A 16,055-nucleotide genomic window follows, 5' to 3' on the forward strand; every position below is an offset into this window, starting at 1 on the left:
ACCGAGTGTAATAGGTCGGTCCTGAGTTACGAGAACGGCGGGGGCCCGTGTCCACAGTGGACACAGCCCCCGCCGCGCTCGGGAGATCACTTCTTGGTGATTTCCTTGTACTTCTTCTCGAGGTCTTCGAGGCCACCGATACCCAGGAACGCCTGCTCCGGGTAGTGGTCGAAGTCACCCTTGGTGATGCGGTCGAACGACTCGATCGTCTCCGACAGCGGCACCGTCGAGCCCGGGATCTGCGTGAACGCCTCGGCGACCAGCATGTTCTGCGACAGGAACCGCTCGATGCGGCGCGCGCGCTGAACGGTCAGCTTGTCCTCTTCCGAGAGCTCGTCCATACCGAGGATCGCGATGATGTCCTGCAGTTCCTTGTACTTCTGCAGGATCCGGATGACCTCGGAAGCCACGCGGTAGTGGTCCTCACCGACGATGGCCGGGTCGAGGATCGTCGACGTCGACGCCAGCGGGTCCACCGCCGGGAAGATGCCCTTCTGGAAGACACCACGCGAGAGCTCGGTGGTGGCGTCCAGGTGGGCGAACGTCGCGGCCGGGGCCGGGTCGGTGTAGTCGTCCGCGGGGACGTAGATCGCCTGCATCGAGGTGATCGACCGGCCTCGCGTCGAGGTGATCCGCTCCTGCAGCTGGCCCATCTCGTCGGCCAGCGTCGGCTGGTAACCCACGGCCGAAGGCATGCGGCCCAGCAGGGTCGACACCTCGGAACCGGCCTGGGTGAACCGGAAGATGTTGTCGATGAACAGCAGCACGTCCTGGTTCTGCACATCGCGGAAGTACTCCGCCATGGTCAGCGCGGACAGGGCGACGCGCATGCGCGTGCCCGGCGGCTCGTCCATCTGGCCGAACACGAGGGCGGTGTCGTTGATGACGCCGTCCTCGGACATCTCCAGGAAGAGGTCGTTGCCCTCGCGGGTGCGCTCGCCGACACCGGCGAACACCGAGGTACCACCGAAGTTCCGGGCGACGCGGGTGATCATCTCCTTGATGAGCACCGTCTTGCCGACGCCGGCACCGCCGAACAGGCCGATCTTGCCGCCCTCGACGTACGGGGTCAGCAGGTCGACGACCTTGAGGCCGGTCTCCAGCATCGTCGTCTTGCCCTCGAGCTGGTCGAAGGAAGGCGGGTTGCGGTGGATGCCCCAGCGCTCGAGGTCGTCGCCGTAGCCGGGCTCGTCGAGGCACTCGCCGAGGGCGTTGTAGACGTGGCCCTTGACCTTGTCGCCGACCGGGACCGTGATCGGGCCGCCGGTGTCGGTGACCTCGGCGCCGCGCACCAGGCCGTCCTGCGGCTGCAGGGAGATGGTGCGGACGAGGTTGTCACCCAGGTGGCTGGCCACCTCGAGGGTCACGGTCTTGCGGAGCTGCTCGAACTCGATCTCGACCTTGAGGGCGTTGAACTGGTCGGGCACGGAACCGCGCGGGAACTCGACGTCGACGACCGGCCCGGTCACCGAGACGATGCGCCCCTTGGCGCGCGGGGCTTCAGTACTGGTCATCAATCATCACTTCCTGCTGCGGTGAGCGCGTTCGCGCCACCGACGATTTCGGAGATCTCCTGGGTGATCTGCGCCTGGCGGGCCTGGTTCATCTCCCGCGTCAGGTTGCCCACCAGCTCGTTCGCGTTGTCCGACGCCGCCTTCATCGCGGTCCGGCGGGCGGCCAGTTCGGACGCCGCGGACTCGAGGAAAGCCGCGTAGAGACGCGTGTTGATGTACTTCGGCAGGAGCGCGTCCAGCAACTTGTCGGCACTGGGCTCGAACTCGTAGCTGGGGAGCAGCCCGGCGGGCTTCTCCTCTTCGCCTTCGGAGTACTCGACCTCGAGCGGCGCGACGCGCTTGGCGATCGGCCGCTGGGTCAGCATCGACACGAACTCGGTGTAGACGATGTGGATCTCGTCGACACCCGTGATGCCGTCGGCGTTGCCGTGCGCGTCGTCCGCGCCCAGCATGAACGACTCCACCAGGGCGTCCCCGACCTCGACCGCGTTGGTGTAGCCCGGCTGGTCGGAGAAGCCCGTCCAGCCGTTCACGACGTCGCGGTTGCGGAACCGGTAGTAGTTCAGCCCCTTGTTGCCGGTGACGTAGACCTCGGGCTCCTTGCCCTCCTTGCGGAGGAGGGCGAGCAGCTCTTCGGTCGCGCGCAGCACGTTGGAGTTGTACCCGCCGCACTGGCCCTTGTCGCTGGTCACGACCAGGACAGCGGCCCGCTTCGGGTTCGGGCGCTCGACCAGCATGGGGTGGTCGAGCGTGGTGGCCGCGCCGGCCAGCGCCGAGAGCACGTTGGTGATCTCGTCCGCGTACGGCCGGGAGGCGGCGACCCGCGCCCGCGCCTTCGTGATGCGCGCGGTGGCGATGAGCTCCATCGCCTTCGTGATCTTGCCGATGGACTTGGTCGCCTTGATGCGCGACCGGAGTTCCCGGAGTTGTGCGGCCATGAGCTACCAGCTCACTTCTTCGGGGCGGGCTTGTTGACCTTGACGGTCTCCTGCCCGACCTTGTCGGCTTCCATGGCGTCCGCGTTCTCCTCGAGCGGCTTGCCCTCGGAGGTCGTGAACTCCTTCTTGAACTCGTTCACGGCGGCGACCAGCTTGTCCGCGGTCTCGTCCTCGAACTTGCCGGTGTCGCGGATCGCGCCCAGGACCTCGGCGTGCTTGCGGCGGGCCGAGTCCAGGAACTCGTGGTTGAAGCGGCGCACGTCCTCGGTCGGGACCGAGTCGTAGTGGCCGTTCGTGCCCAGGTACACCGTGGCGACCTGCTCCTCGACCGGGACCGGCGAGTACTGCGGCTGCTTGAGCACCTCGTACAGGCGGGCACCGCGCTCGAGCTGCGCCTTCGACGCGTCGTCGAGGTCCGAAGCGAAGGCGGCGAACGCCTCCAGCTCGCGGTACTGCGACAGGTCGATCCGGAGCGAGCCCGCGACGTTCTTCATCGCCTTGACCTGCGCGGCACCACCCACGCGGGACACCGAGATGCCCACGTCGATGGCCGGGCGCTGACCGGCGTTGAAGAGGTCCGACTGGAAGAAGCACTGACCGTCGGTGATCGAGATGACGTTGGTCGGGATGTAGGCCGACACGTCGTTCGCCTTGGTCTCGATGATCGGGAGACCGGTCAGCGAGCCGGCGCCCAGCTCGTCCGACAGCTTCGCGCACCGCTCGAGGAGACGGGAGTGCAAGTAGAAGACGTCGCCCGGGAAGGCTTCACGGCCCGGCGGGCGGCGCAGCAGCAGCGAGATCGCGCGGTACGCGTCGGCCTGCTTGGTCAGGTCGTCGAACACGATGAGGACGTGCTTGCCCTCGAACATCCAGTGCTGGCCGATGGCCGAGCCGGTGTACGGCGCGATCCACTTGAAGCCGGCGGAGTCCGAAGCCGGCGCGGCGACGATGGTGGTGTACTCCATCGCGCCCGCGTCCTCGAGGGACTTCTTGACCGCGGCGATCGTCGAGCCCTTCTGGCCGACGGCGACGTAGATGCAGCGGACCTGCTTCTTCTCGTCGCCGGAGTCCCAGTTGGCCTTCTGGTTGATGATCGTGTCCACGGCGACGGCGGTCTTGCCCGTCTTGCGGTCACCGATGATCAGCTGGCGCTGGCCGCGGCCGATCGGGGTCATCGCGTCGATGGCGGTGATGCCGGTCTGCAGCGGCTCCGACACCGGCTGGCGCTCGACCACCGAAGCGGCCTTGACCTCCAGCGGACGGCGGTCGGTGGTCTCGATCTCGCCGAGGCCGTCGATGGGAGCGCCCAGCGGGTTGACGACGCGGCCGAGGTAGCCGTCGCCGACCGGCACCGACAGGACCTGCCCGGTGCGCTTGACCTGCTGGCCCTCTTCGATGCTTTCGAAGTCGCCGAGGATCGCGGCACCGATGGAGCGCGCGTCCAGGTTCAGTGCGACGCCCAGGACGCCGCCGGGGAACTCGAGCAGCTCGTTGGCCATGGCCGAGGGCAGGCCCTCGATGTGGGCGATGCCGTCACCGGCGTCGATCACGGTGCCAACTTCTTCCCGGCTCACGTCCGGGGCGTAACTCGAGACGTAGTTCTCGATCGCGCTACGGATCTCATCCGAGGAGATCGTCAGCTCGGCCATGTCTTTCCCGCTCTCGCTTCGTTCTTGCCAGTATGCAAAGTCTTGTGTGACCTGGGGCTATGCCCGGGCCAGCCGCCTGCGCAGGGCCGCCAGCTGTCCCGCCGCGCTCCCGTCGATGACCTCGTCGCCGACGCGGACGACGAGCCCGCCGCCGAGCCGGGGGTCGACCTCGACGTGCAGCGCGATCGGCCGCCCGTAGATGTCGTCGAGCTTCGCGCCGAGCTGGGCGACCTGCTCGTCGGTCAGGGCGTTCGCGCTGGTCACGTACGCGACCGAGCGCTGACGGCGTTCCGCGGCCAGCTTGACCAGCTTGTCGAGCCCGACGCCGACGCCACGGCCCTTGGCCCGGCGCACGACCTGCTCGACGAGGGTCTCGGTGACCACGTCCACCTTGTCGGCGAACAGCCCGCGCACCAGGGTGCGCTTCGCGTCCGCGGGCCCGGTGAGGTCCGACAGCGCGGCCTCGAGCTCCGGGTGGTTGGCCACGACGCGCGCGACCTGGAAGAGCTGGGACTCGACGGTGTCGACGTTCCCGGTCTTCTCGGCCGCGGTCAGCAGCGCCGAACGACCGAGCGACTCGAGCCCGTCGGTCAGCTCACGAGGGCTGGACCAGCGGCTGCCCGCCACGGCGTCGAGCACCTTCAGGGCCGGCTCGGACAGCTTGCCGTCGAACAGCCCGCGCACCAGCGCGGTGCGCGCCTCCGACGACGCCGAGGCGTCACTCACCGCTCGGCGCAGGCCGATCTCACGGTCCAGCAGGTCGACGACCGAGAGCAGCTCGTCGCCGACCGTGGCCGCGTCGGCTCCCGCGTCGGCCAGAACCTCGCCGAGGCGTTCCTCGGCGAGGCCGAGCGCTTCACGGCTCGCAGCATGCAGCGTCATTCCGGTCTACTTCCCCGCTCCACCAGCGGCACCGGCGGTCTCCAGTTCCGCGAGGAACCGGTCGACGGTGCCACGACGGCGCGCCTCGTCTTCGAGCGACTCGCCGACGATGCGGCTGGCCAGCTCCACGGCGTTGCGGCCCATGTCGGCCCGCAGCTCGGCGATGATCTGCGCCTTCTGGGCCTGCAGCTGCGCCTGGCCCTGGGCGACGATGCGCTGGGACTCGGCTTCCGCGTCGGCCCGCAGCTCCGCCTTGATCTGCTCGGCTTCGAGCCGGGCGTCGTCACGGATCTTCGCGGCCTCGGTGCGGGCCTCGGCCAGCTGCGCCTTGTACTTGGCCAGCGCCTCTTCGGCCTCGGCCTGGGCCTTCTCGGCCTTCTCGATGCCACCCTCGATCTTCTGCGCACGCTCTTCGTACGCGGCCTCGAAGCGAGGGACGACGTACTTCTTGAGGATGAACAGCAGGATGAGGAAGGCGACGATGCCGAGGATCAGCTCCGAGATCTCGGGGATGATCGGGTTGTGCGTTTCGCCCTCTGCGGCGAGGACCAAGGCACTGTTCAGCACGGCGTCTCCTTAAAGCGATGAGCCGAAACTCAGGCGGCGGAGGCGATGAAGTAGATGACGATGCCGATCAGGGCGAGCACCTCGGTAAGCACGAAGGTCGAGAAGCCGATGCCCTGCAGCTTGCCCTGCGCCTCCGGCTGACGCGCGGTGCCGTTGATGACGGCCGCGAAGATCAGGCCCACGCCGATGCCCGGGCCGATCGCGCCCAGGCCGTAACCGATGGCCGCGAGGCCGGCGTTGAGGTTGACCTGCTCCGCGGCGGCCTGGGCCAGAACGATGTTGCTCACGTGCATTTCCCTTCACTTCGGTCCACGCGCTCGCGTGGATCGGGGGCTTGTGTTCTCAGTGCTCCGACGCCAGCGCAGCGCCGATGTACCCAGCCGACAGCAGGGCGAAGATGTAGGCCTGCAGCACCTGGATGAAGGCCTCGAGGAACGTCATCCCGATGGCGAAGATCCACGCCACCAGCGAGACCGGCTTCAGCGCCCAGCTCGACGTCTCGGTCAGCAGGAAGGTGCCGCCGAGGGTGAACACCGCCAGGATCAGGTGACCCGCGAACATGGCGGCGAAAACACGGATGGCGAGCGTGAGCGGGTTGAGGAAGAACTTCTCCGCGAACTCGATCAGCGAGAAGAGCGGCAGCACCGCCTTCGGCACACCCGGCGGGGCCAGTTCCTTCTTGAAGTAGCCCGCGAAACCGTGCCGCTTGAACCCGGCGTAGTGGTAGACCGGGTAGACGACGAGGACCGACAGGGCGACCGGGAAGCCGAATCGCGCCATGGTCGGGAACTGCAGGACGGGGATGATCCCGTAGAGGTTGTTCACCAGCACGAAGGTGAACAGTGCGAAAACGAGGGGGACGAACGACTTGAAGTCCTTCGAACCGATCTGCTCGCGCGCGATGTTGTTGCGGCTGAAGTCGTAGATCGACTCGGCGACGAACTGCCCCTTGCTCGGAACGACCTTGAGCTTGCGGGTCGCCAGCAGGAAGTACGTCGCGATGATGACCACCGAAAGCACGACGAGCAGCATCGGCTTGGTGACCGAGCCGAACAACGGCGGCAACTCGAAGCTTTCGGCGCCGGGCGGCGCGAATACCGCACCCTCGGCCAAAACCAGCGCGCCCACTGGGCTCCTTCCGGTTCTCCCGGCCGGCGTTCACTCCGCCGGGGGAATCGTCACGATCTGGACTTAACGTACCCGATACGTATCGGGACGTCGGAGGCGGCTACCCCACTGTCCGCAGAACACGCCTTCACGTTCTGCACACGGAGTTTCTCGCGTGAACACTGCCCTGCGGTCTACTTCGGACCAGTGGCGGACGAGGCGGAACTACACGGTCGCCACACTGCTGATCGCGGTTCGTCTTAGGGAGTGCGCGGACGAGGCCGCCACCCTTGACGCGGACCATACCAGCAGGTCAATCAGTGCCGTACACGCGTACTCCATACCCACCGATCAGCCCAGGACTTAGGTCCCGGGTCCGCTAGGGACCGAGGTCCGGACCGGACCGGGACCCGCTCCGGAACGGCCCAGTTGAGGGGTCCCGGGTCGCCCTCGGGCGAGCGGGTGACGTGTCCCCGGTCACACTCGTGCGGCCGCAGCGGGGTTCACCCAGCGTAACGGAACAGTCCGGCAAAACAGACGGCGTCAGGAGGGGATGATCGTCGGGATCTTGGTCTTGCGGAACGCGGCGAACTCGGCCGCGGCGGCCAGCAGGATGGCGACGATCATGGTGATGCCGAGCGAAAGCGGGTGCAGCGCGGTGACGCCCTTCAGCGCGGTGAGGGCGCCGAACAGCAGCACGATCTTCACCACGTACCCACCGAGCGCGATGACCATGACGAACATCGGGTCCTGGCCGGCGCTGAAGCGCATCAGCCCGAGGGTCGACAGCGACGCGATCAAGGCGAGCACCCCGCCGACGAGCGACCCGAGGAAGCCGTGCAGCCCGAAGAGGACGCTGAAGAGCGCGATGCAGACCACCACGGCGGGCGGGGTCACCAGCAGCGAAGCCTTGGTCATCGCCCGGGCCGCCTGCAGCACCACCTTGGCGTGCGGGTTCTCCTGGTCCTGCGTTTCGGTCTCGCTCACAGCTGACTCCCTGCTCGGTTCGTGTCCGAGTGTAGAGAACCCCGCCGGTCAGGTGCCCGGCTGGTTGCGCGAGCGCAGTCTCGGGACGATCGAGACCACCACCGCGAACACCAGCCCGACCCCGATGATCCACAGCGCCGCGGCGTCGTCGAACAGCGTCACCGACACCGCGCCGAAGGCGAGGATCCCCGCCCACAAGTAGATGAGCAGCACCGCGCGGCGTTGGGAATGGCCGATCTCCAGCAGGCGGTGGTGCAGGTGCATCTTGTCCGCCGCGAACGGGCTTTCGCCGCGGCGGGTGCGGCGGATGACCGCCATGATCAGGTCCAGCAGCGGGACGAACAGCACCGCCGCCACGACCACCAGCGGGGACAGCAGCGCGATCGCGTCCTTGCCGCTGAACTGCGGGTACGGGACGCGACCGGACGCCGACGTCGTCGCGCCCGCGAGCATCAGGCCGATCATCATCGAGCCCGAGTCGCCCATGAAGATCTTCGCGGGCTGGAAGTTGTACGGCAGGAACCCCAGACACGCTCCCGCGAGCGTCGCCGCGATCAGCGCGGGCGGGTACGTGCCGACGTCGCCGCCCGAGCTGTCCAGCAGGCCCAGCGAGAACGCGCACGTCGCCGCCGCCGCGATGAAGCCGAGGCCGCCGGCCAAGCCGTCGAGGCCGTCCACGAAGTTCATCGCGTTGACCATCACCACGACCATCACGACCGTGAGCAGCGCGCCCTGGTTCTTGTCGAGCACCAGCACCGAGCCGAACGAACCGCCGGTGCCGCCCCACGGCACCCAGAACGACACCCACTGGACGCCGAAGATGACCAGGATCCCGGCGCACATCACCTGGCCGGCCAGCTTCGTCCAGGCGTCGAGCTCGAACCGGTCGTCGAGCGCGCCGATCAGCGAGATCACGCCCGCCGCGAGCAACACGCCGACCGAGTCGAACGACGCGTCGAAGCCGTGCGACAGCGCGGGCAGCTGGTGGGCCAGGCCCATCGCGCCGGCGACGCCGAGGAAGATGCCGATCCCGCCCATCCGCGGGATCGGGGCGACGTGGACGTCGCGCGCCCGCGGGTTCGCGATCGCGCCGACGCGGATGGCGAGCCGGCGGACGAGGCCGGTGAGCAGGTAGGTCACCGCCGTCGCGGTCAGCGCGACGAGGATGTATTCCCGGATGGGGAGGAGACCGGATGTGGGCGGCACGGGTGCGTCACGCTCGCGGGGTCGGGGTCACCCGCGACACGCTATCGTGTCGCGGTTTCCGCCGTGATCCGGCTTCAGGCCAACGATTCCGCGGGTACACCGAGCACCTCCGCGACGGCCGTCTTGCTCACCGAACCCTCGCGCAGCACCACCGGTTCGGCGCCCGTGAGGTCCACAATGGTCGACGCGACGGGCTCGCCGCTCGACCCGCCGTCGAGGTACACCGCGACCGAGTCGCCGAGCTGCTCCTGCGCCTCCTGCGCGGTGCTCGCCGGCGGCCGCCCGGAGACGTTCGCGCTCGACACGGCCATCGGGCCGACGTCGCGCAGCAGCTCCAGCGCCACCGGGTGCAGCGGCATCCGGAGCATCACGGTGCCGCGGGCGTCGCCGAGGTTCCACTGCAGGCTCGGCGCGTGCGGGAGCACGATGGACAGATCGCCGGGCCAGAAGGCTTCGATGAGCGCGCGCGCCTGCGGCGGGACGCCGAGCACCAGGCCGTCCACAGTGGACCAGGACCCGACGAGCACGCCCACCGGCATGTCCGGGCCGCGGTTCTTCGCGCGCAGCAGCGCCTGGACGGCGCCGGCGTCGAACGCGTCGGCACCGATGCCGTACACCGTGTCGGTCGGCAGGACCACCAGCCTGCTCGACCGCACCGCACCCGCCGCAGCGGCCAGCCCGTCGGCCCGGGTGTCGCGCTTGCTGCAGTCGTAGACCACGCTCATGGCGCCCAAGCGTAGTCCGGCCGCCGCCGGGGACGTTCGCCGCGTCACACCCCGCGCCGCCGGGGGCGCCCCCGTCTTCAACGCTACCGGCGGGCACCGACAGTTCCCGGCGCCCGCGGCGCGCACGACCGGACTTGTCCACATCACCTGCCACGGCGTAAGGGGTCGTTCACGCCGCTGGGGGCTTGGGCCCGGCGAAGTCGGATCGGCGTGGCCGGCCCAGCGGCTCGCGACGTCATGAACGAGTCGTTCACCCCACCGGACGCGGTGAAAGAGTCGTTCACGCCGCCGAAGGCCTGGGCCCGACGAAGTCGGATCGGCGTGGCCAGCCCACCGGCCCGCGACGTCATGAACGAGTCGTTCACCCCACCAGACGCGGTGAAAGAGTCGTTCACGCCGCCGAAGGCCTGGGCCCGACGAAGTCGGATCGGCGTGGCCGGCCCAGCGGCCCGCGACGTCATGAACGAGTCGTTCACCTCACCAGACGCGGTGAAAGAGTCGTTCATGACGGCCGGACCCGGGATCACCGCCCACTCCTGACAACCGGCCAGACTTTCGTCGTGGGGCAAGCGGGTAGACCTCGCCGCGAGGCAGAACTCCGGCAGCGGGGCTCAATACGGTCGATCACCGGGAACCGGCAAAACCCGTGGGTTCCCAGTGAAGGAGCCGCAGATGCGTTCCAGAACCCCGAAGGCGCTCGCCCTGCTCGCCGCGGCCGCCGTGCTGACCGGTCTCGGCGCGGGCACCGCCGCGGCCGAGCCGCTCACCCGTGGCTGGCCCGCCCCCATCGACGCCGCGCAGTGGGAGAACCAGGACCACATGACCTGGTCCGACTACAAGAAGGTCCCCGGCACGAACTGGGCCGACCCGGCCCTGAAGCCGACCCAGCGCACCTTCAAGGGCGCCGTCGTCCTCGCCGACTACCCGGACCAGGACTTCGTCGTCACCAAGCCGGCGAACTCGACCGTGTTCGGCAACCCCGCGCCGGCCGCCGCGAACATCCCGCGGGCCAACGTCGCGAAGTACTACCAGGACTTCCTCAACAAGCCCGAAGCCCTCAACAACGGCCACACGATCAACGAGTACTGGATGGAGGACTCCGGCGGCCGGTTCGGCGTGCAGCTGACCGCGTTCGGGCCGTACCGGATGCCCGGGAAGTCCTACGAGTACGGCATGGAGTTCCAGCCGAGCGCCTGCCCGCCCGGCGCGAACTGCGCGCGGGACATCCGCAAGGACGCCGGGGACGCCTGGCGCGCCGACGTCGGCGACACCGCGAACCAGTTCGACTTCGTCTTCTACCTCTCCGCCGGCCAGGACGAGAGCTCGACCTGGCAGGAGTTCGGCGAGATGAAGTTCGGCACCAAGGAGAACGTGCCCGACGCGTTCGGCCCGCCGAACCACGACCTGCCCAACTACGCGGCGACGCGGTACGTGCCGTGGACGTCGTGGGCGTCGGCCGCCAGCATCTGGCCCAACGCCCAGGACGGCAGCTCGGTGCAGGCCGAGAGCTCCGGCCAGTCGACCTACGCGCACGAGTTCAGCCACATCCTGGGCATCGGCGACAACTACAACAACCCGTTCGGCGTGCCGCCGTCCCGCAGCTACAGCGGACCGTGGGACATGCTCTCGCGCGGCACGTTCAACGGGCCCGGCGGCCCGCACACGCGCTGGCAGATCCCGGCGACGCAGGGCAGCTCGATGGGCGCCCAGCACCAGCTGCGCAACAAGCTGAAGCTCGGCATCGTCGACCCGGCGGACGTCCTGCAGCTGGACCGGAACGACCTCGCGAAGACCGGTCCGGTGTCCGCGCGCCTCACCGCGCGCGAGACCGAGGCGCAGCCGGGCGCGTTCACCGGGCTGAACATCAAGCTCACCGGCGGGGACAAGGCGCCGAAGTGCGACCGGGCGAAGGACCCGTTCTGCGACGGCGGCGGCTACGACAACTACACCGTCGAGGTCGTGGACCGGATGGGCGCGGACTCCTTCGCGCCGGACTCCGGCGTCATGATCACCAAGACGAAGAACAAGGACAACGCGCCCTTCGACTGGGTGATCGACGCGAACCCGCAGGACATCGGCATCACCGACTACACGAAGCCGGACGGCACGCCGGTGAAGATCACCATCGGCGACTACCGGCAGCTCAACGACGCCCTGTTCAAGGCGGGCACCGAGGCGTCGAGCCCGTACGAGTACACCGACCAGGCGAACCGGCTGCGGTTCCTGATCACCGACCTGGCCCGTGACCGCCGCGGCATCCTGTCGTACACGGTGACGGTGGCTTCCCTGGACGGCTCGGGCAGCCAGGCGCGCGGTGCGGCGGTGACCCCGGCCCCGCCGGCGTTCGCCCGCGGCGGCCTCGCGACCTGCGACTTCGGCCTGCTCAACACGGGTGCGGCCCGCGGCGCGCAGGCACCGTACGACACCGACACCTACCGGCTGAGCGTGTCGACGGACGCCCGCGGCTGGGCGGTCCGCCTCCCGAACGAGCTGACGACGGCGAAGTTCGGCGGCCACGTGAAGGTGCCGGCGTACGCGAAGCGCGGCCAGGGCGGCGACCTCGCGGCCCGGGTGAAGCTGACGGCGACCTCGGTGAGCGACCCGTCGAAGACGGCGACGGCCAGCTGCACGGCCTTCGGCTTCTGACCCCGCCCGACCGCCGCGAATGGCTCATTCGGGACCACTGCGGTCCCGAATGAGCCATTCGCGGCATCCGCGGACCGGCTTCGGCCCGGAACTGTCGGTGCCTGCCGGTAGCGTGGAAAACGGGGGCGCCCCCGCGAGCGGCTCAGCTCACGTCCGGCGCGGCTTCCGCCCGTTCCACCATCGCGACCAGCCCGGCGGTGCGCTCCAGCACCAGCTCGTTGCCCGGGAAGCGCGCTTCGGCGGCGGTCATCAGCGACTCGCGGATCACCCGCATGATCTCGGCCGCCTGCGCCGCGGAGAACATGTCGAGCGCGATGAACGCGTAGTCCCCCGCCACGAATTCCCGCAGCCGCGCGGCCAGCCCCGGATCCTCGACCCGGTCGGCGACCACTTCGAGCACCCACTGCACGTGCGCGCCGCTCGGCATCCACGCGAGGTCGAGCGGGACCTTCCCCGGCGGGTTCACGACGAAGTCCCCCGACACGGCTCAGCCCAGGCGGCGCGCGGTCACGAACCGGGCGCGTCCGGTCAGGTCCGCGTGGCCTTCGACGCCCGTCAGCACCCGCCGCGCGCGCACCAGCGCCGGCACCGCCGAGCCGTGCGTGTCGTCGTGCTCGATGGCCAGGCCGCCGCCCGGCCGGAGCAGGCGGGCGCCCGCCGCGATCGCGTGGCGGATCACCGCCAGGCCGCTCTCCTCGGCGAACACCGCGCGCGGCGGGTCGTGCTCGGCCACCTCCGGGGGCACCGGGGTGCCCTCCGGGACGTACGGCGGGTTGCACAGCACCAGGTCGACCAGGCCGTCGAGCTCGGCGAACATCGTCGGGTCGCTGATGTCGCCGGAGTACAGCCGGATCGGGGTGTTGCCCGCGTCGGCGTGGACGTCCGCGTTGTGCCGGGCCCAGGCCAGCGCCTGCGGGTCGACGTCCACCGCGTAGACCACCGCGTCCGGCCGCGCGTGCGCGACCGCCAAGGCCAGCGCCGCGGACCCGGTGCACAGGTCGACCACCACCGGGAATTCGCGGCCCTGCAGGAACTTGACGCCCCATTCGAGCAGCAGCTCGGTCTCCGGCCGCGGCACGAACACGCCGGCGCCGACCGCGACGGTGATCTCGCCGAGCGCGGCCCAGCCGGTCAGGTACTGCAGCGGGATCCGCTTCGCGCGCTGCTGGACGAGCTGGCCGATGGCCTCGATGACCGGCGGGTCGACCAGCGGCACCATCGGCAGGCGCCCGCGTTCGACCCCGAGCACGTGCGCGGCGATCACCTCGGCGTCGAACCGCGGCGAGGCGACGCCCGCGCGCTCGAGGATCCGGGTGGCCTCGATGATGGCCAGGCGCAGCGGCTGCCGATTCACTCGTCGTCCTTCACCTCGTCAAGCCTGGCACACCAGGCGGAACTCCCCCGTGAGGACACGCGCCGGTCCTACGCCGTCCAGCGTATCGAGGCGCCCTCGGCCTTCGTCGGAGACGCCGGTGCGTTCCGCGAGCTCGCCGATCCGCGGCTCCCACCCCCTGAACGGCCGACCTCCACACCGGCGTGAATGCCTAACGTCGCGGTCATGACCGAACACTTCCCGGACCTCGAAGTCGTCCTGCCGAACGAGCAGCCGGACGTCGAGCCCGCCCGGATCGCCGAGCTCGCCCGCCGCGCCGAGGAGCTCGGGTACCGCGCCGCCTGGCTGCCCGACCACCTGATCCCGCCCGGCCCCTTCGGCGAGGTGTTCGGCGGGGTCCACGAGCCGCTCGTCACCCTCGCCCACCTCGCCGCCGTGACCAGCCGGATCCGGCTCGGGACGGCGGTGCTGATCCTGCCGCTGCGGGAGCCGTTCGCGCTGGCCAAGCAGGCCGCGACGCTGGCGAGGCTGTCCGGGCACCGGTTCGACCTCGGGGTCGGCGCCGGCTGGAACGAACCGGAGTTCACCGAGGTCGGCGTGGACTTCGGCAGCCGAGGGAAGCAGACCGACGCGTCGCTGGACCTGCTCGCCGAGCTGTTCCGCACCGGCCGCGGCCCCGGCGGCGGGTACTTCGAGCCGCGGCCGGCGCGGCCGGTGCCCCTCACCGTCGGCGGCAACTCCGCGGCCGCGCTGCGCCGGGCCGTGCGGGTCGGGGCGGGCTGGTTCAGCGCCGGGCTCTCGCCAGCCGAGGTCGGCGAGCGCGCCGCAAAGCTCACGGCCATGACAAACGGCCGCGCACCACGGGTCACCGCCAGAATGGATTGGGACGGGACCGATCTCGACTCCGCGACCGCGCGGTTCCGCGCGTATATCCTGGCGGGGGCGGACGCGGTGGCCGTCCACTTCGGCCCGGCGGAGACCTTCGAGCAGCGGATGACCACGTTCACCGAGGCCGTCGCCGGACCCTAGGATGCCCGAGACGCCGACCCACGGGAGCGCCAGTGCCGACCGAGCCGACCACGCGCCGCCGGGTCGCGTTCATCTTCCCGATCTACAACGAGGAAGCGAACATCGACCTGCTGCACAGCACGGTCGACGAGGTCACCGCGCCGCTGGCCGGGCGGTACGACTTCAGCTTCCTCTACGTCGACGACGGCAGCCGCGACGGCTCGCTGGAGCGGCTGGCCGAGCTGTCCGCCCGCGACGCCCGCGTCACCGTCGTCGAGCTCTCCCGCAACTTCGGGCACCAGATGGCCGTGACCGCCGGGCTCGACCTGGTCGACGCGGACGCCGTGGTGATCATGGACAGCGACCTGCAGGACCCGCCGCGGGTGGCGCTCGAGCTGCTGGAGAAGTGGGAAGAGGGCTACCACGTCGTCTACGCGCAGCGCCGGTCGCGGCGGGACCCGCCGTTCAAGCGGTACACCGCGAGCGCGTTCTACTGGTTCCTCGGCAAGATGGCCGCGGTCGACATCCCGAAGAACACCGGGGACTTCCGGCTGATCGACCGCAAGGTGGTCGACGAGCTGCGCAAGTACCGCGAACGCGACCGGTTCCTGCGCGGCCTCGTCAGCTACGTCGGGTTCCGGCAGACCGCGGTGCTGTTCGACCGCGACAAGCGCCACGCCGGCGTCACCGGCTACCCGCTGACGAAGATGCTGCGCTTCGCCGCCGACGGCATCCTCGGGTTCTCCACGACGCCGCTGCGGATGATCACGCGGATGGGGTACCTGATCTCGCTGCTGAGCTTCCTCGGCGTGCTCTACGTCGTCGGCGTGAAGCTGTTCGCGCCGGAGACCGCGGTGCCCGGCTGGGCGTTCATCACCATCGCGATGTTCTTCCTCGGCGGCATCCAGATCATCATGCTCGGCGTGCTCGGCAGCTACATCGGCCGCACGTATTCGCAGGTCCAGAACCGGCCGCTGTACACGGTCGCGTCGGTGCGCACCGGGCTCCCCGAGCCCGCGGAAGCGGACGAAAAGAGCCGGAGCGCCGCCCGATGAGGATCGTCACGTCCACGCAGCTGCGCTTCGGCATCGTCGGGATCGGCAACACGCTGGTCGACGTCCTGGGCTACGCGCTGCTGGTCACCCTCGGTGTGCCGGTGTTCGTCGCGAACTTCCTCTCGACGACGGCCGGCATGCTGCTGTCGTTCACGCTCAACCGGAACTTCACCTTCCGGGCGAAGGACGGTGACGTCCGCCGCCAGGCGCTGCTGTTCTTCGGCGTCACCGCGTTCGGGCTCTGGGTGGTCCAGTTCGGCGTCATCTGGCTGGTCGGCAGGCTGTTCCCGGGCGTCAACGTGCTGGTGCCGAAGGGCGCGGCGATCGTCGTCGGCCTGTTCTGGAACTACCTCCTCTACCACTACGTGGTGTTCCGGCACCGGCCGGTTTCGCCCGTTCCCGGTGCAGCGCCCGCCGACTCTGCGTGATCTCGTACGC

At 69.6% G+C, this 16,055-nt stretch carries 17 protein-coding genes; 5 read left to right on the forward strand and 12 right to left on the reverse strand.

Annotated elements, in window-relative coordinates; all coding sequences use genetic code 11:
* Positions 1–86: 86 nt before the first annotated feature.
* The 10 genes from atpD to ACLJQM_RS17445 all read right to left on the reverse strand — a co-directional run bounded on the left by atpD (position 87) and on the right by ACLJQM_RS17445 (position 9,575).
* On the reverse strand, positions 87–1,514 hold the full coding sequence (atpD, locus tag ACLJQM_RS17400; RefSeq protein ID WP_247019145.1) for a F0F1 ATP synthase subunit beta: 1,428 nt from the start codon (positions 1,512–1,514) through the stop codon (positions 87–89).
* A complete protein-coding gene (locus tag ACLJQM_RS17405) occupies positions 1,514–2,452 on the reverse strand; it encodes a F0F1 ATP synthase subunit gamma (protein WP_247019143.1) in 939 nt (312 codons plus the stop codon). Before ACLJQM_RS17405 ends, atpD begins: the two co-directional genes overlap by 1 nt.
* 11 nt (positions 2,453–2,463) lie before the next feature.
* Entirely contained in the window at positions 2,464–4,101 is a 1,638-nt protein-coding gene (atpA, locus tag ACLJQM_RS17410; RefSeq protein ID WP_360765443.1) for a F0F1 ATP synthase subunit alpha, read from the reverse strand.
* Between the two features lie 57 nt (positions 4,102–4,158).
* The gene (locus tag ACLJQM_RS17415; RefSeq protein WP_247019139.1) at positions 4,159–4,983 is read right to left on the reverse strand and encodes a F0F1 ATP synthase subunit delta; all 825 of its coding nucleotides are present in this window, start codon (positions 4,981–4,983) and stop codon (positions 4,159–4,161) included.
* 6 nt (positions 4,984–4,989) lie between these two features.
* Positions 4,990–5,550, reverse strand: a complete 561-nt coding sequence (locus tag ACLJQM_RS17420; protein WP_360765440.1) for a F0F1 ATP synthase subunit B — start codon at positions 5,548–5,550, stop codon at positions 4,990–4,992.
* A 29-nt stretch (positions 5,551–5,579) separates the two neighbouring features.
* Complete coding sequence (locus tag ACLJQM_RS17425) at positions 5,580–5,837, reverse strand: ATP F0F1 synthase subunit C (protein WP_160696687.1); 258 nt, start codon at positions 5,835–5,837, stop codon at positions 5,580–5,582.
* A 55-nt stretch (positions 5,838–5,892) separates the two neighbouring features.
* On the reverse strand, positions 5,893–6,678 hold the full coding sequence (atpB, locus tag ACLJQM_RS17430; RefSeq protein ID WP_360765436.1) for a F0F1 ATP synthase subunit A: 786 nt from the start codon (positions 6,676–6,678) through the stop codon (positions 5,893–5,895).
* Positions 6,679–7,200: 522 nt separating this feature from the next.
* Positions 7,201–7,644, reverse strand: a complete 444-nt coding sequence (locus ACLJQM_RS17435) for a hypothetical protein (RefSeq protein WP_247019132.1) — start codon at positions 7,642–7,644, stop codon at positions 7,201–7,203.
* Positions 7,645–7,692: 48 nt separating this feature from the next.
* Positions 7,693–8,850, reverse strand: coding sequence for a glycosyltransferase family 4 protein (locus ACLJQM_RS17440; RefSeq protein WP_360765433.1), 1,158 nt, complete (start codon positions 8,848–8,850; stop codon positions 7,693–7,695).
* A gap of 74 nt (positions 8,851–8,924) precedes the next feature.
* Positions 8,925–9,575, reverse strand: coding sequence for an L-threonylcarbamoyladenylate synthase (locus ACLJQM_RS17445; RefSeq protein ID WP_247019130.1), 651 nt, complete (start codon positions 9,573–9,575; stop codon positions 8,925–8,927).
* A 237-nt stretch (positions 9,576–9,812) separates the two neighbouring features.
* On the opposite strand from ACLJQM_RS17445, the gene ACLJQM_RS17450 reads away from it, so the two are divergent.
* Both ACLJQM_RS17450 and ACLJQM_RS17455 read left to right on the forward strand, forming a co-directional pair.
* A complete protein-coding gene (locus ACLJQM_RS17450; RefSeq protein WP_410632028.1) occupies positions 9,813–10,115 on the forward strand; it encodes a hypothetical protein in 303 nt (100 codons plus the stop codon).
* 132 nt (positions 10,116–10,247) lie between these two features.
* A complete protein-coding gene (locus tag ACLJQM_RS17455; RefSeq protein ID WP_247019128.1) occupies positions 10,248–12,221 on the forward strand; it encodes a M6 family metalloprotease domain-containing protein in 1,974 nt (657 codons plus the stop codon).
* 142 nt (positions 12,222–12,363) lie between these two features.
* Here the strand turns inward: ACLJQM_RS17455 and ACLJQM_RS17460 are convergent, their stop codons facing one another.
* Positions 12,364–12,687, reverse strand: a complete 324-nt coding sequence (locus ACLJQM_RS17460; RefSeq protein WP_410632029.1) for a hypothetical protein — start codon at positions 12,685–12,687, stop codon at positions 12,364–12,366.
* Between the two features lie 21 nt (positions 12,688–12,708).
* Positions 12,709–13,575, reverse strand: a complete 867-nt coding sequence (gene prmC / locus ACLJQM_RS17465; protein WP_247019124.1) for a peptide chain release factor N(5)-glutamine methyltransferase — start codon at positions 13,573–13,575, stop codon at positions 12,709–12,711.
* Positions 13,576–13,779: 204 nt separating this feature from the next.
* Here prmC and ACLJQM_RS17470 point away from each other — a divergent pair, with 204 nt between their 5' ends.
* The 3 genes from ACLJQM_RS17470 to ACLJQM_RS17480 are packed head-to-tail and all read left to right on the forward strand — an operon-like array spanning position 13,780 to position 16,045.
* The gene (locus ACLJQM_RS17470; RefSeq protein ID WP_247019122.1) at positions 13,780–14,583 is read left to right on the forward strand and encodes a TIGR03619 family F420-dependent LLM class oxidoreductase; all 804 of its coding nucleotides are present in this window, start codon (positions 13,780–13,782) and stop codon (positions 14,581–14,583) included.
* A gap of 32 nt (positions 14,584–14,615) precedes the next feature.
* Positions 14,616–15,617 carry a glycosyltransferase family 2 protein gene (locus tag ACLJQM_RS17475; protein WP_247019120.1) on the forward strand — a complete coding sequence of 334 codons (1,002 nt, stop codon included), beginning with the start codon at positions 14,616–14,618 and terminating at the stop codon, positions 15,615–15,617.
* Positions 15,614–16,045 (forward strand): GtrA family protein, encoded by a 432-nt coding sequence (locus tag ACLJQM_RS17480; protein WP_360765424.1) that lies wholly within the window; start codon positions 15,614–15,616, stop codon positions 16,043–16,045. The genes ACLJQM_RS17475 and ACLJQM_RS17480 overlap by 4 nt, the downstream gene beginning before the upstream one ends.
* Positions 16,046–16,055 lie beyond the last annotated feature (10 nt).

The sequence above is a fragment of the Amycolatopsis sp. cmx-4-83 genome, assembly GCF_046548815.1.
In the GTDB taxonomy this organism is placed as follows: Bacteria; Actinomycetota; Actinomycetes; order Mycobacteriales; family Pseudonocardiaceae; genus Amycolatopsis; species Amycolatopsis pretoriensis_A.

What these genes read in the sequence shown, in the direction of transcription:
- ACLJQM_RS17415 (WP_247019139.1), bottom strand. Translation starts at nt 4,983, where the DNA reads ATGACGCTGCATGCTGCGAGCCGTGAAGCGCTCGGCCTCGCCGAGGAA.
- ACLJQM_RS17445 (WP_247019130.1), bottom strand. Translation starts at nt 9,575, where the DNA reads ATGAGCGTGGTCTACGACTGCAGCAAGCGCGACACCCGGGCCGACGGG.
- ACLJQM_RS17480 (WP_360765424.1), top strand. Translation starts at nt 15,614, where the DNA reads ATGAGGATCGTCACGTCCACGCAGCTGCGCTTCGGCATCGTCGGGATC.
- ACLJQM_RS17455 (WP_247019128.1), top strand. Translation starts at nt 10,248, where the DNA reads ATGCGTTCCAGAACCCCGAAGGCGCTCGCCCTGCTCGCCGCGGCCGCC.
- atpA (WP_360765443.1), bottom strand. Translation starts at nt 4,101, where the DNA reads ATGGCCGAGCTGACGATCTCCTCGGATGAGATCCGTAGCGCGATCGAG.
- ACLJQM_RS17470 (WP_247019122.1), top strand. Translation starts at nt 13,780, where the DNA reads ATGACCGAACACTTCCCGGACCTCGAAGTCGTCCTGCCGAACGAGCAG.
- ACLJQM_RS17405 (WP_247019143.1), bottom strand. Translation starts at nt 2,452, where the DNA reads ATGGCCGCACAACTCCGGGAACTCCGGTCGCGCATCAAGGCGACCAAG.
- atpD (WP_247019145.1), bottom strand. Translation starts at nt 1,514, where the DNA reads ATGACCAGTACTGAAGCCCCGCGCGCCAAGGGGCGCATCGTCTCGGTG.
- ACLJQM_RS17450 (WP_410632028.1), top strand. Translation starts at nt 9,813, where the DNA reads ATGAACGAGTCGTTCACCCCACCGGACGCGGTGAAAGAGTCGTTCACG.